Source organism: Segetibacter sp. (genome assembly GCF_025963695.1).
Taxonomy (GTDB): Bacteria; Bacteroidota; Bacteroidia; order Chitinophagales; family Chitinophagaceae; genus Segetibacter.
The window spans coordinates 1-14,752 of the sequence record NZ_JAOQAH010000028.1 but is presented as its reverse complement, the minus strand read 5'-3'; the positions used below and the strand labels follow the sequence as shown (position 1 = coordinate 14,752).

The window sequence follows — 14,752 nt, the reverse complement described above, 5'->3', positions numbered from 1 at the left end:
ATTAATTGTTAGTTGTTTAGTTTTATAGCACCCCCATCAATCGGGTAGTCGCTCCCTGTAATAAAAGAAGCCTCATCAGAAGACAAATACAAGATAAGATGAGCAATTTCCCGCGGCGTTCCCATTCGGCCAATTGGCTGGGCTTTACTTAGCTTTTCAAACATTTCCTCCTCTTTACCAGGATAGTTCTTTTTCAGAAAGCCATCCACAAACGGGGTATGAACACGAGCAGGAGATACACAGTTGCAACGAATGCCGTTTTTTATGTAATCCTTAGCTACAGACAACGTCATAGCGTAAACGGCCCCCTTGCTCATAGAGTAAGCAAAGCGATCAGACAAACCAATACTGCCTGCAATAGAAGCAAGATTAATTATTACTCCACCGCCACCCTGTTGCATTACAGGAATAGCTTCATGAAGGCAATTGTAAACGCCTTTTACATTCACATTAAATACCCTTTCAAAGTCAGCCTCCTCAGTATTACCTGCATTACCAATATGCGAAATGCCCGCACTGTTGACAAGAATGTCTATTACCCCAATTTCAGCGAATATCTTGTTTACCTGCTTTTGATTTGTTACATCACAAGCATAAGTTTTTATAGCGCCTACTTTCGCTTCAGCTTCAAATGCGCTTAGAGCTTCTGCATTCAAATCAACTGCGTGGACTACGGCACCTTGCGCCACAAATAATTCAGCAACTGCCCTACCTATTCCACTTCCCGCACCTGTTATAACTGCCTGCTTATTCTGAAGGCTAAACATAATTTTTACTTTTTATTTAAAATTGATCACCGTTCTGTGTGTAGATGCTTTTATACTCAAAGTTAATTCTACGCCATTGAAACTATAAGAAAAGCCCCCTAACTAAAACATGTCGTTCAGTTACTTCCCAAATCTAAAACAAAACAATATCATCTAAAGGGATACGTATTTATTATTTGCAGCGAGTAATAAGTGAAGCACTACAATTAATACAGCAAAAAGAGTTTTTACTTTCTAAAAGAAAAATTGCTTGCACTTGTGTTATTTCAAGTAAGACAATTTAAAATCTTTATTAGAAGAAGAAAAATAGGAGAAGAAGTGCGCAAGTAGAAACAAAAATAAGAGGCAGTTCAAACGCTAAGACTAAAAACTACTTCTGCTCAGTAGTAGAAAAATAATTAATTGAAAGAATAATCCGGCTAATTGAAATAGCCAATGGTGGGATAATTTATGCGACTGAATAATAGAACTTATTCCTCAACTATTTCTATCCAGGTTTTTTCCTTTTTTTCTACTCCTTTTAATATCGACACAAGGTTATTTACCTTGCTTGCGCAATTAGAGATGCAACTTTTTAAATCACCGTTCGCACCAATTAAAATGCAGCCGAGGGAGTCTTCTGAAGTATTTCCTCCGTGTATTCTAATACCTTGAAAGCAAGGAACATTCAACAATAATGGAAGGTACTTTTTAAAATGTTCGCTGTAGCTTAATACTACTTCGTAACGACCAGCATCAATTGCTGTTTTTCCGTATATCTTTTTACTCTTATCTCCCTTTAGGTTTCTCACTTTATCCTCGCAGGTGTATGCGTAGAACTCGTTGTTCATAAACATTTTTCCAAATGTTGAATTTTCATTACGAACAGAACGTACAACTTTAATTTCCATTTCTTTTGCAGTTAGTAGGTTAATAAAACTAGCGTTAAGACGAGGCATCAAAAAGGACCGTTAGCTTCTTATTATCTTAAAAAGAAAGTAATAGATCCCTGGAACTAAAAATAGTTTTCTTTAATGAGAGAAGCAATAGGGCTAGAGCGTTTCTCGTAAAATTCCTACTTGCCACCTACTACAGAATTTGTTGCGGCTTATAAACCTGCCAGCGGCAGAACGCACCGGTTCATATTACTATCACCTCTCACGTATTGAGAGCAGATTAAATAAGATTTGCGGGATGAATTAGCGTAAGAAGAGAATGGGGCATGGCCCAAAAAGGAAGAGTAATAAGGCCGATGCGGTTTAGATAAATTGTTTTAGTAAGAATGAGAAGATCTACCTTTTCAAACGCTCATCTTCACTTGTCTCCTCTTTATCTTTAGTCTTTTTCTTCTCTTTTTTCTGTTTTGCTAATTTAAAAAGGCTACTCCTGTTTATTCCATATAAGGTGGCCGTCACCTCCTTGGTTTCCTCGCACGAAAAGTAGAGATTGTTGTTGTTGCCATAAGCTATTCCTTCCAGTTGCCAATCCCAGTTTTTATCGGCCAGCTCAATCTTTTGATGTTTGCCGGAAAAAAAATTTTCTCCCCGGAAATCGTTGAATAAATAAATAAACGGGAAAGTATGACCCTTGCGGTATCCAAGTAGCGCTAGTTCATTACCTGCCTTGTTTAACGCGGCATCTGTAATTAGTCCTTCACTATTAAAAGTATTGATATACCGGGCTGCATACTTACCAGGAGCTTTAGGAATAGCATACAATTTAGTTTCCTTATCTTCTCTGTCCTTTGTAAAAAAATACAAGGAGTCTTTGAAGCTTAACATGGATTCACAGTCGTAGTTATTTTGCTTCTTGCTTTCCACTACAACCTCGTTTGGAAAAGTAAATTCAATTGTCTCACCAGTTATCTCAACTTCCTCTCCTGCAGGAATGCTTGCAATAGCAATTCTAATAACTTTTCGCTCTACCCTATCTCCCATATTATCACCAACATCTGCCAAATAAATAAAAGTAGCGTCAGAAGCAATTGCTTCAACATCTGTTGCTTCAACATTTGAAACATTTACAATTTGTAAAAGCCTGCCTTGAGCACTCAGCTTAAAAACTCTTGACTTAGGTTTGTCTGTTATCACCCACAGGTCGTCTCCTACCGAAGTAATTCCTGATATTTCCTTTAATTCTTTAGGTAAGATCGTTTTTACGATCAACGGACTTTCTTTTTTAGGCGAGATGGAACAACCCATTAGAAAAACAAGAAAAATAAGAGGAATTAATTTTATCATAACAGTGTATAATACGTATTTATTCAAAAAATTGAAGGTGCAAAACTTATTCCTCCATCGTAATACTTATGAGGGTAAGTATGTAATTAAAACCCCGAACATATAGTGCAATTAACGGTCAAAAGGTATAACTAAAACCGTTTGTGATAGTAAAATTTACGTTCGGAGTACCGAGCGCAGGAAAGGAGTCATAAGAATAATCCCAGTTGGTAGAGATGGAAAAATGCCGCGTTGCTTTAATGTTAAATACAATCTGATTCAGTATTCGAAAATCACTAAACTGCTTAAAAAGCGGCTGATAAAAAGTAGTACTTGTTACATCAAAAACAGGATTTGGCTTAAAGGTAAAAGAAACATAATTGTCACTTCGAATATCATGAAGCACTACTCTAGGATCGCGGTCAACCTCGTATTCATACATGGCTAAAGCAGCCGAATATATTCTAAATTTCTTATCCTCGTGTACTTTAAACCGGGGTCCTGTACCAAACAAAGCCCTCAAATCAATATTGCTAATCCTGTTTTGCTGCCACTGGGTAAATGCTTCCCACCGTACTACTTTTCCTAGCTTTCGATTGTACCTTAAGTGGTAAAATACGTTGTTAAGCAACTGCTGATTAAAATTGGTAAGCCTGTTATAATTGGCTAACAGAAGGTATAAATCTTTTTCCGTTTTGTATTGCACATGCGCAGTTGCATTGATATTAAGAATTTGTTGCACATTTTTGCTATAAGAAAAGGAAGTTCCAACACTACCATTCCAGCCTGTTGTATCTGACTGAATTCTGCTATTTTCAACATTTACAATCAACTGGCCAAAGGTGGTAATAGAAAAAGCAATAAAAATCAGAAAGTGCAGTAATAGAACCATAATAAAACCTGTCTTAATATATTAATTCATAAAAACTGAACCATTGTAATTGTTACCGTCTCTTACCCCGCGTCAGCAGGTATCAGAAAATGTAGCCTTTCGTACCGTATTTTAAGCCAATATCTCAACTATAACTGTCGGCGCTACATATCCCTCAATTAAACAGATCTTTTTAATAACCATTGAGATCTTTTCTGACTACTGAGTTTTATCTTTAGAAATAAACCTAGCGTATGCATTTATCAACCTTCACCGAAAGTTTAAGAGGAAACTCACCACCCGAATTATCGGTTTACCTGAAAGCATTATGGTTCGATGCGAAAGACAACTGGAAGTCGGCGCATAACCTGGTGGATGATTTAGACGATAAAAAGGCGTGTTGGGTACATGCCTATCTGCATAGAAAAGAAGGTGATATCTGGAATGCGGATTACTGGTATAACCGTGCAGGAAAGACAAGACCTTCGGATAGTTTGAATGATGAATGGGAAAAATTAGTACAAGCTTTTTTAGCAGACAATTCTAAGTGACTGACGCTGTTTTTAATTGGGTTGAATGAGAACGGACCCATCAACAATAAGTCTAGTTATCATTAAGGCTACACCTGTACTTTATAGTGAAATACCTGTATTTCTCTGTATCCAACCTGTGTAAAAACCGACTGCTATCAGAATAATCAGAATAATTAAAATCAAGAGAAAAACTCTCAAACCTGATCCTGTGCTCTTGCGGGTCTTGGTAACAGTGGTACTTTTCTCGGTTGATGATAGTGCCTTTGCCTTTATTACCTTACCTGCGTACCTGTTAGAAAAGGTTTCTACTTCTTGTTGACTATTTACAATCTGCTCTGCAACAAAAAACTCTTTATTGTCACTTATGTCAAACGCCTGGATAGTAATCGGAAATTCATTTGGATGAAGTGTCATAATTGTAGAATGATTGTTTGAGATAATAGTGAATAGAAGCAGAAGTGCAATTTTCCTGCCATTGCTTCTGCTTATTTACCCTGAATCAAACGGCCATAGAGGTTTAATATAGGATTGTATGTAGTATTATTCAAAATTTACTTTTATGCTCGTGGCACAACTTTGGTAACCATAAGAGAAATTTTAAAACTTATAATAATGAACGAAGAACAGAATGCTGCTGAAGAAGCTTTAGGAGCAAAAAACGATACAAGTAGAATTTTCGCCGGAGATGGGGTATTACAGTCTAAGCAAGAGTTTGAGAACGATAAGACGAATGAGAAGGATCATTATTATGATGTAGACAAGCCTAAGAAAGATGGAGTTACAAATATTGGTGACGGCGAAATGCGCAATGAAGGATTAGTTGGCGAGGGTAATTTGGATGAAGAATTACCCGTCATTGTTGAAGGTGCAAACGATCAACAGGACTAGGACCAAACCCAAGATTACCGGTAATACAAGAATAATTTCTATAAAGCATCCTTATCAGGTGCTTTTTTTATGTAACCTCATCATACAAAATCGTTGCTATCAGGTTACAGGTAGGGTCTTATTATTCCTTCCCATATCTTGTGCGAACCGCATAAGGAAAGATTGAACCGGAGGAAAAATATTCAGAATTTGGTAAAAATGAAAAAGCCGCTCATAATTTTGAGACGGCTTTTTCTTGACAATTATGTTACTAGGCTTCAATAACAAGATCTGATTTCTTTTCTCCCTGCATCAATTCCACACTACGATTAATAAATGAAGTAAGTGCATTCCCCTTTAGTAATCCCTGTCCAAGCAAGGCAAGGTCTGCAAGGTTTTTAACCTGTTTTTCCTGCATCTGTGTATCGTCCTCCTTCAATAACGCCTGGTAAATTTTGTGGTTTCCGTTTACTGTCAGGGTTACTTCATCAGGCATGTTTGCATACCAGCTCGCCATACCACCACCCATTGCCCCCATGTCTTTCATACGACGCATAAATTCTGGCCGGGTAGCAACAACCGGAGGTGCATCAGTACTTAACCCCTTTACCTCCACTGTCACATGTAATTCAGGAATTTGTATTCCAAAAAGGCCCCTTAGTTTCTCTTCTTCCTCTTTACTCAGTACGCTCGATTGTTCCTCATTCTTATCAATCAAATTCTCAGTAATGTCAGCATCTACACGGGTAAATTGTACATTCTCCCATTTTGTTTCCATCTGATTTATAAATGCAGCATCAACTAAAGTTTCCATCTTTATAACCTTATAACCCTTGCGTTGCGCTGACTGTATATAAGCATCTTGTTGTACGGGGTCAGTGGTATATAAAACAACAACTTTACCATCTTTATTTTTTTGCAAAGTTTCAGCTTCCATTTTATACTCATCAAGTGTATAAAACTTCTTTTTACCGTCTTGCTCAAGAGCGTCCTCCATTACCAAAAACTTGTTTGCCTTATCCAGGAACTTATCGTCTGTCATCATGCCGTACTTAACAAAAAGTCCCAGGCTCTCCCATTTTTCTTCAAATGATGGTCTTTCGTTTCTGAATATTTCTTCAAGTTTGTCAGCAACCTTTTTAGTTATGTGTGCATTTATTTTCTTTACGTTAGGATCGCCTTGTAAGTAGCTACGGCTAACGTTTAATGGAATATCAGGGCTATCAATTACACCATGCAACAGCATTAAAAATTCAGGAACAATATCTTTAACCTCATCCGTTACAAACACCTGGTTACTGTACAACTGTATTTTATCCTTCTGAATTTCGTAGCTCTGTTTAATTTTAGGGAAGTATAAAATACCTGTAAGGTTGAACGGATAGTCTACGTTAAGATGAATCCAAAACAAAGGAGTCTCTCCAAAAGGATACAGTTCTTTATAGAAGTTTTCGTAATCCTCTTTGCTTAAATCTGCCGGCTTTTTTGTCCAGGCGGGAGTAGTATTATTAATTGGCTTTTCTTCTTCCGCACCCTCTTTTTCTTTATCTTCTGTTACGGCATTTTTATCAATGAAATAAATGGGAACAGGAAGAAAGCGACAAAACTTGGTTAGAATTCCTTTAATTCTGTCGGCATCTAAAAACTCCTTACTTTCTTCGTTTATGTGTAATACAATTTTAGTTCCCCTGTCAGGCTTTTCAATTGAGTATAATTCAAACTCCGGACTGCCATCACAACTCCAATAAGTCGCGGGCTCATCTTTAAAACTTTTAGTATACACTTCTACTCTTTCACTTACCATGAAAGCACTATAGAAACCCAAACCGAATTTTCCTATAATGTTCTCCTCATTCTGGCCCTTATATTTTTTCAGAAATTCCTCCGCTCCGCTAAAAGCAACCTGGTTAAGGTATTTATCAACTTCTTCCTGTGTCATACCAACACCGCGGTCAATAATGCTTAGAGTCTTTTCCTTAACGTCAAGTTCAACGTCGATTCTCAAATCACCGAGGTCACCTTTCGCTTCACCAATTGACGACAACGTTTTCAACTTGCGGGAGGCATCCACCGCGTTACTTACCAATTCACGCACAAAAATTTCGTGATCACTATACAAGAATTTTTTAATGATCGGAAAAATGTTTTCCGTTTGCACCCTGATACTTCCTTTAGCCATAGTTTTTATTTTTATGATGTCAACATTTCAGATTTGGTCAACAGCCGTTGCGTCGCACACTGCAACAATTGTTAGTGCTATTGGGCAAGGTTTTAACAAAGCAAGTGCCATCCTGCAATTTCTGACACTCTGTCAATTGTATTTACCGACTTAATAATTTGTTCCTCTATCTCCCAATCTTTAGTACACCATATCTCCTAAATTTGCCCGTATAGCTAATTCTTTCATATAATGTCCGGCAGTTCCGTTCACCTTTTGAAAAAATATCAAAAATGAAAAAAATTTATTTTCCGGCTTTTACTGTTTTCATCTTTTTAGTAAGCTTATCAGCTAAAGCGCAAGTCGTAATTAACGAAGTATACGGTGGAGGCGGTAATTCAGGTACTACATACAAGAACGATTTTATTGAGTTATATAATAACGGTGACGCTGCTGTAACTGTCAGTGGCTGGACGGTGCAGTATGCATCTGCAACAGGCACTACTTGGGCCACAACAATTTTGTCAGGTTCAATTCCACCCAAAAGTTATTACCTGATACAGCAAGCTGCAGGAACAGGGGGTACTACAAACCTGCCAACGCCAAATGCTACTGGAAATCTGAGCTTAAGTGGAACAACAGGTAAAGTTGCGTTAGTTAATAACTCCACTGCTCTTTCCGGAAGCTGCCCAACCGGAACCCAAATAATCGACCTTGTTGGTTTTGGTACCGCTACCTGTTTCGAAGGTGCAGTTGCTCCGGCTCCATCCAATACAACTTCCATTCAAAGAACCCCTACTGGTACCGACACCAATAATAACAGCACTGATTTTAAAACAGGCTCTCCAAGCCCCACTGCATCCGGTGCAACTGCTGATGTAACACCGCCAACCATCACAGCTTCATCACCTGCAAACAATGCTACTAACGTTGCAATATCAGTCAACGCTACCCTCAATTTCGCTGAAACCGTAAAAAAAGGCACCGGAAATATCAATCTTAAAAAGTTCTCAGATAATACCATCATCAAAACAATTGATGTAACCTCAAGCGAGGTAAGTGTATCCGATAAATCTGTTACGTTTTCTTATTCAGGTTTATCTGAAAATACCGGTTATTTTATTGAAATAGCTGCTGGTGCTTTCAAAGACACAGCTAATAATGATTTTGCAGGTATTTCAGGAAACAGTACGCTAAAGTTTACTACAGGTAGATTGTTATTGAATGCAGCCTTCGGTGTTTGCTCATCAGCCCTTACGGAAGGTTTTACGCAATATAGTATTACAGGCGTTGAAACCTGGGCATGTACAACGTTTGGGAGAGACTCTTTAAATTCACCATCCGGAAGCGCTCCCAACGGTATTCAGATTAATGGCTTTAGTGGAGGCACCAACGTTCCTAACGAAGATTGGCTTATTTCACCTCCGTTAAACTTAACTGCCACCACGTATCCTTTGCTTACTTTCTATAGCCGGACGGCATTCAATGGTTCACCCCTTCAATTAAAAGTCTCTACAAATTATTCCGGTTCAGGAGATCCAAGATTAGCAACATGGACTGATATTGAAGGACGTTTTCCTTCACAGGCTTCAGACACCTGGACACTTTCTTCGCAAATCAATCTTTCAGCTTTTAAACAATCCAATGTGTATTTCGCCTTTGTCTATAAAGCTACTGCCGAAGAGGGTGCCCGGTGGACATTAGATGATATTAGCATAGACAATTCACTAAATCCGCCTTCAGCAAATCTTGCAACAAATACTTCCGATATTCAATTTGGTTACGCCGCTTCGGGAAGCAGCACTACAAAGACTTTAGTCGTCACCGGAAATGATATAACATCTGATATTACGCTTACTTCTAGTGCTAATTTTCTGCTTTCTTTAAATGGCACTGATTTTAGTTACTCAATCACATCGCCACAAGCTGCAGCTAATAATAAAGCTGATACAATTTTTGTAAGATTCAATCCAACACAAAACGACACGAACTACAATGGCACTGTAACAGTTGCTTCATCAGGTTTAACCACCACCATAAACCTTACAGGAACAAGTATCGATCCTGGTAAGACACTTGAAATAGTAAACTGGAATATTGAATGGTTTGGAAGTTCGGCTAACGGTCCTGCAAACGATAGCCTTCAGGAACAAAACGTAAAGAAAATATTTCAGAATATCGGGGCAGATTTATACGCTTTGGTAGAGATTGTAGACACAACCCGCCTTGGAAACGTAGTTAGGTCAATGCCGGGGTATAGTTATGTCGTTTCTAATTACGGGTCTCATACAAATCCGACCGTCACTGGCGACGGTCCTTTATCAGAAGCTCAGAAACTTGGTTTTGTTTACAAGACTTCTATGTTTAGTAACATAACCACAACCCCTTTACTTAACCTCGCGACAAACACTGCCGGGGACGCGGCAAGTAAAAATTACGACAACTGGTCAAGCGGGCGTTATCCTTTTATGATGAATGCAGATGTTACTTTACATGGTATTACCAAAAACATCAAGTTTATTGTAATACATGCAAAAGCAAATACCTCCCCAACCGTAACTTCTTATAATCGCAGAAAGGAAGGGGCTGACTCGCTGTACAAACTTTTGAACACCACTTATCCTACAGACAACATTATTATTTTGGGCGATTTCAACGATGATTTTGACTCAACGATCACTTCAGGAATTACTCCACGCATTACTTCTTACTCCTCATTTGTAAACGACTCGGTTAATTACCCTACACTTACATTGCCTCTTAGCCGTGTTGGAAAAAAGTCTAGCCTTAGCTTCAGCGACATGATTGACCATGTAGTTGTATCTAATGAAATGAGACCTTTTTACATAAGCGGCTCTGCAAGCGTACTTACAGATGTCACAAGCCTCGTATCAAATTATGGTTCTACAACAACTGACCACTACCCTGTTTACAGCCGTTATGCATTTGATGGCACGAGCCTTCCAACAAAGCTAATTGAGTTTAGCGCTGCTAAAAAAGCAAGTTCCGTTGATTTGACGTGGAAAACAGCACAGGAAATTAATAGCAAAGAGTTTGTAATAGAACGTAGTGCGGATGGGATTAACTTCAACGTTATCGGAACTGTAGCAGCCAGCGGTGGAACTTCCAGTCAGCAAAACTATTTTTTTACTGATAACAGCCCGTACGATGGTTATAATTATTATCGCCTGAGACAAGTTGATAAGGATAACAAACAGGAACTGTCTAAAGTGTTGAATGTAATTTTAGGTTCGGGTGTTACAGTTAGCTTTAGCCCAAATCCTGCAAAAGATGTTGTTAATATCACTTTAAATAATGTTAGAGAGCAGGTATTAATACAACTGGTAGATATCAATGGTAAAATAGTTGCGCAACAGTTAGTCAATAATGGTGCAACCAGAACAGCATTAAAATTGAACGCTGTATCTAAGGGGCTATATCTTTTAAAAATCATAGATAACAAAACCGTAATAACTGAGAAATTAATGATACAATAATTTCTAACTTTTCAACGCCTTTTGTAGGCTCGAACGAAGGAGTTTCGTTTGTCAGACAATAAATGCAGATGTGCTGCACTCTATAAGGTGTGGCACATCTCTTAGCAACGGCTCCAAAAGCAAAACATAAAAAACGCTAATAGCATTACTGTCAGATGAACGTAATGCGACGCAACGATGACTCATCAAAGTACAAATGTTTGTAGCCAAAAAATAAGTAAAATAGAAAAGGTATTTCCAAAAGGCGTGTATTTATCTTGTGAAGTTGAGTTTTTTAACCATCTCCTAACCTTTCCTCTCATCTCTTTTCAAACTCAATATCGGTTTCTAATGTTGAACCCTTACCTTTGCAGCCCAAATTATTTTTTAACAATCAAATCAGGGATTAATGAACAATTATGAATTGATGGTGATTTTTACCCCGGTGCTTTCTGAAGAGGACTTTAAAGCCGCTCAGAGCAAATTTTTAGACATGATCACCAGCAATGGTGGTGAAGTCGTTAGCACCAACCCATGGGGATTAAAATCACTTGCCTACCCCATCCAGAAGAAGACAACAGCCATCTACTGGGTAGCGGAATTTAAAGGGCAATCCGACTTCAATGAGAAGCTGAAGATCCAGCTCCTGAGAGACGAACAGGTGCTTCGTCACATGGTTACAAGACTCGACAAGTATGCCATCGAGTACAACTACAAAAAGAGAAGTGGCTTACCAACAGGAAACGAAAAAGCAGTGGAGGCGTAAATCATGGCAAAAGCAAATGAAATTAAGTATCTAACGGCCATCAAACAAGAGAAGCGTGCAAAGAAATTTAGCCGTTTCGAAAAGTATGGCATTAAGTACATCGACTACAAAGACGCTGAGTTCCTGAAGAAATTTTTGAACGAACAAGGTAAATTGTTACCTCGTCGCCTTACCGGTAACTCTCTTAAGTACCAGCGCAAGGTTTCTGTAGCAATCAAAAAAGCCCGTCAAATGGCTTTATTACCTTACGTAACTGATCTTTTAAAGTAGGAGGCAACCATGCAAGTAATATTAATTCAAGACGTAGACAACCTAGGCGGCACTAACGAGTTAGTGAACGTTAAAAATGGTTATGCACGTAACTTTCTAATTCCTCAGAAAAAAGCTGTTGAAGCGAACTCTTCTAACCTAAAGCAAATGCAGGAAAAGCAAAAGCAGCTGGCGAAGAAAGAAGCTAAACTACTTTCTGAGATCAACAGCGTAATTGCTGTTCTAAACCAATCTCCTTTAAGAATTGGGGCAAAAACCGGCACAAGTGGCAAGATCTTCGGAAGTGTTACATCGCTACAGATCAGCCGCGCTATTCGTGACCAAAAAGGTTACGAAATAGACCGTAAGCGGATTTCAATTAACGATGAGGTTAAAGAACTTGGTACATACAAAGCAAGCATTGATTTTGGCAACGGTAATTCTACTGATGTTGAGTTTGAAGTTGTAGCTGAATAATAGCTCCATTGTTATAATGACTTTAGGTCCGTCTTTTTTAGGCGGACTTTTTTATTGCATTCAGCGTAGTATTGAAGAGGTTGTTATGGTGTAAGTTGAATTGCGACTATGTAAGATGGATGGGTCGCACTCCTTATGATTTTTCCGCCGGATATTATATTATTGGGGACTTTAGCCACGACCTAACGTGCGCTCCGCTTTCCCCACCGCTTAGTCTATTTCTGACAGTATTTCAAGGTTACCTGTTTCACTAAAATTATAAATAGCGAGTACATCCACATGTATTTCTGCAACAACCCTCCTACATTCAAAGATGGGGGTTCTTGTCCTTCCTCCTCATCTTTTCACCTTTTTTAGCGCCTTTAGAGTTATCAGCATCACTTTCTTCTGTCGCTGCTTTTTCAGTTTCTATTACTCCAATAATTGCTTCTACAACAGCTATGCCTGTTACTTCTAATGTCACTAATAATGGTAAGGAATTGAATGACCATCGATTCCTTTGATTTAGCATCCGGTTCACAAAACCGCAGCCGCCTTGTATAACGTTCTGCCGTATCTTACCACGGGCCACAAATTGCCCTGCTCATAAGGTAAATAGGAACTCTTTAGAAACCCGCACCCGTGCATCTTCTGGATCCGCCTTGAACCATCTTTCTCTGTATTCCGCCCGGGTTGCATTTTTGCATGTTTTGAATTTACCAGTTACACCTTGAAACGCTCTCGTCCAAGCATCCCCAGGTACTGCCTTATCAAATGTCTATTCCAGCTGAGTTTGGTTTTATCAGTGGCATTGCAACCATCTTTTATTCTCTTTTTCTGTTACTACTTTATTGCTCATAACCCTGCTTTATACAAATCAAAACCCCTTGCCTGCAGCTTTAAAAGTTCTACTCTTCTATTGACCGCGAACGGTCAATTTTAAACTCATTCAGGTAGCAGAACCACACTCTGCAAGAAGTAATAATCCATTCGAGGAAAGGCTTGGCTGCAAAGAGTTTTTGATTAGGCAAATTCATTTTAAGTTGAAACTAACGAGACATTAGCAGCGCTTATAGCGTTCTTGTACAATCCCATTCGTTAAACAGCAAGACGTGGTGTCTAAAGCCTGTTCTAAATTCATTTATACCCCTTGAAAAGTGAAGGCTTTTACAAAACTTGTACACATTAATATTATTCTTCAAGAATTATTTGATTTATAAATAAAATGTCTATCTTCGTTTTGGCCTTAATGATCTTTACAGTTTCACAATTTTTCTCTGGACGTTTTAAGTAAATGTTTCTCTGGTATATTGTTCACTGTGTTCATTATGGATTTTTTATTTTTATTTTCTTAATTTTTTACAAATGAACATTTACGTAGGAAACCTCAGTTGGACAATGACTGAGCAGGATTTAGCCGATTTATTCACTCCATTCGGTGAGGTAGTATCTTCAAAAATTGTTACCGACAAATTTAACGGTAACCGTAGCAAAGGTTTTGGTTTCGTAGAAATGTCTGATGATGAAGCAGGTCGTACTGCAATCAGTCAGTTAAACGAAAGCGACATCATGGGTCGCAAAATCGTTGTTAACGAATCACAGCCACGTCCAAAAGACGGTTCTGGTGGTGGTGGATTTAAAAAGAGAAGCTTCGGCGGCGAAAGCGGCGGTGGCGGTGGATTTAACCGTGGCGGAAGCGGCGGTGGTGGTGGATTTAATCGCAATCGCGGTGGCGGTAGCGGTGGAAGCACTGGCGGTAGCGGTGGTGGATACAATCGTTATTAATCCTGTTACTCAAAAAACTGTAAAGTCTGGCTATTGCCGGACTTTTTTTGTTATACAGATAGATGTTTTAGAAAGGTTACCGGAAGACTGGCAAATGGTAAGATCACTATTACTAGGTGTCTTTAATTTATGAAAATGATAGAGGAAGAAACGGAAGTGCCGCAAATAATAAAAAACCTTATTGAAAGACAGGAAGGCAATCAATAAGAGACAAGTATTAAAATTTTATTTTGAAAGTAAGATTGGTAATACAGGTGTGCGGGCAGATTAAACCTATAGTGATAACAAGGAGATAAAAAACTCTAGGATTATCTCGATTAAAGTAAAACTGCTGAAAATGAAAGACATCGGGAACAATACCCAATTTAAAAAATAGATCTTAAGGAAATTAAGGTTTTGCCCGAGCCACTCCTGATCCTGAAGTTCCCAAAACATAGTAGAACGATGAAGCTACTAAGCAATAATGAAGACACGGGTAAAATTGATGCGCCAATTTATGATAGAATCAAAAACCCCTCACATTGATTTGTGAAGGGTTAGAGATATAATAAATATGGCAGCTACCTACTCTCCCGGTTGGTGTACCAGTACCATCGGCCATGGGGGACTTAACTTCTCTGTTCGGT

Annotated in this window: 14 protein-coding genes; 7 read left to right on the top strand and 7 right to left on the bottom strand. The window is 38.6% G+C overall.

All coding sequences use genetic code 11. The features are described 5' to 3' along the window. Positions 1–8: 8 nt before the first annotated feature. The 4 genes from JWR87_RS03485 to JWR87_RS03470 all read right to left on the bottom strand — a co-directional run bounded on the left by JWR87_RS03485 (position 9) and on the right by JWR87_RS03470 (position 3,857). The gene (locus JWR87_RS03485; protein WP_297815621.1) at positions 9–767 is read right to left on the bottom strand and encodes an SDR family oxidoreductase; all 759 of its coding nucleotides are present in this window, start codon (positions 765–767) and stop codon (positions 9–11) included. A gap of 470 nt (positions 768–1,237) precedes the next feature. After that, on the bottom strand, positions 1,238–1,657 hold the full coding sequence (locus tag JWR87_RS03480) for a DUF5675 family protein (RefSeq protein ID WP_297815619.1): 420 nt from the start codon (positions 1,655–1,657) through the stop codon (positions 1,238–1,240). A gap of 381 nt (positions 1,658–2,038) precedes the next feature. Continuing rightward, entirely contained in the window at positions 2,039–2,986 is a 948-nt protein-coding gene (locus tag JWR87_RS03475; protein ID WP_297815617.1) for a hypothetical protein, read from the bottom strand. Positions 2,987–3,104: 118 nt separating this feature from the next. Next, positions 3,105–3,857 (bottom strand): DUF481 domain-containing protein, encoded by a 753-nt coding sequence (locus JWR87_RS03470; RefSeq protein WP_297815615.1) that lies wholly within the window; start codon positions 3,855–3,857, stop codon positions 3,105–3,107. 233 nt (positions 3,858–4,090) lie between these two features. Between JWR87_RS03470 and JWR87_RS03465 the strand changes: the two genes are divergently transcribed. After that, positions 4,091–4,387 (top strand): hypothetical protein, encoded by a 297-nt coding sequence (locus tag JWR87_RS03465; RefSeq protein WP_297815613.1) that lies wholly within the window; start codon positions 4,091–4,093, stop codon positions 4,385–4,387. Positions 4,388–4,468: 81 nt separating this feature from the next. Here the strand turns inward: JWR87_RS03465 and JWR87_RS03460 are convergent, their stop codons facing one another. Next, positions 4,469–4,783 carry a hypothetical protein gene (locus JWR87_RS03460; RefSeq protein WP_297815611.1) on the bottom strand — a complete coding sequence of 105 codons (315 nt, stop codon included), beginning with the start codon at positions 4,781–4,783 and terminating at the stop codon, positions 4,469–4,471. 198 nt (positions 4,784–4,981) lie between these two features. Between JWR87_RS03460 and JWR87_RS03455 the strand changes: the two genes are divergently transcribed. Further along, positions 4,982–5,257 (top strand): hypothetical protein, encoded by a 276-nt coding sequence (locus JWR87_RS03455; RefSeq protein ID WP_297815609.1) that lies wholly within the window; start codon positions 4,982–4,984, stop codon positions 5,255–5,257. Between the two features lie 250 nt (positions 5,258–5,507). On the opposite strand, the gene htpG is transcribed toward JWR87_RS03455, so the two are convergent. Continuing rightward, positions 5,508–7,415, bottom strand: a complete 1,908-nt coding sequence (gene htpG / locus JWR87_RS03450; protein WP_297815607.1) for a molecular chaperone HtpG — start codon at positions 7,413–7,415, stop codon at positions 5,508–5,510. 272 nt (positions 7,416–7,687) lie between these two features. Between htpG and JWR87_RS03445 the strand changes: the two genes are divergently transcribed. From JWR87_RS03445 to rplI, 4 genes are all read left to right on the top strand, one after another. Then, complete coding sequence (locus JWR87_RS03445) at positions 7,688–10,891, top strand: choice-of-anchor J domain-containing protein (protein WP_297815605.1); 3,204 nt, start codon at positions 7,688–7,690, stop codon at positions 10,889–10,891. A gap of 388 nt (positions 10,892–11,279) precedes the next feature. After that, positions 11,280–11,636 carry a 30S ribosomal protein S6 gene (rpsF, locus tag JWR87_RS03440; RefSeq protein ID WP_297815603.1) on the top strand — a complete coding sequence of 119 codons (357 nt, stop codon included), beginning with the start codon at positions 11,280–11,282 and terminating at the stop codon, positions 11,634–11,636. 3 nt (positions 11,637–11,639) lie between these two features. Then, complete coding sequence (gene rpsR, locus JWR87_RS03435) at positions 11,640–11,906, top strand: 30S ribosomal protein S18 (RefSeq protein WP_147204530.1); 267 nt, start codon at positions 11,640–11,642, stop codon at positions 11,904–11,906. Positions 11,907–11,915: 9 nt separating this feature from the next. Further along, positions 11,916–12,362 (top strand): 50S ribosomal protein L9, encoded by a 447-nt coding sequence (gene rplI, locus JWR87_RS03430; protein ID WP_297815601.1) that lies wholly within the window; start codon positions 11,916–11,918, stop codon positions 12,360–12,362. A 307-nt stretch (positions 12,363–12,669) separates the two neighbouring features. On the opposite strand, the gene JWR87_RS03425 is transcribed toward rplI, so the two are convergent. Next, positions 12,670–12,825 carry a hypothetical protein gene (locus tag JWR87_RS03425; RefSeq protein ID WP_297815600.1) on the bottom strand — a complete coding sequence of 52 codons (156 nt, stop codon included), beginning with the start codon at positions 12,823–12,825 and terminating at the stop codon, positions 12,670–12,672. A gap of 881 nt (positions 12,826–13,706) precedes the next feature. Between JWR87_RS03425 and JWR87_RS03420 the strand changes: the two genes are divergently transcribed. Then, positions 13,707–14,126 (top strand): RNA-binding protein, encoded by a 420-nt coding sequence (locus JWR87_RS03420; protein WP_147204532.1) that lies wholly within the window; start codon positions 13,707–13,709, stop codon positions 14,124–14,126. Positions 14,127–14,752 lie beyond the last annotated feature (626 nt).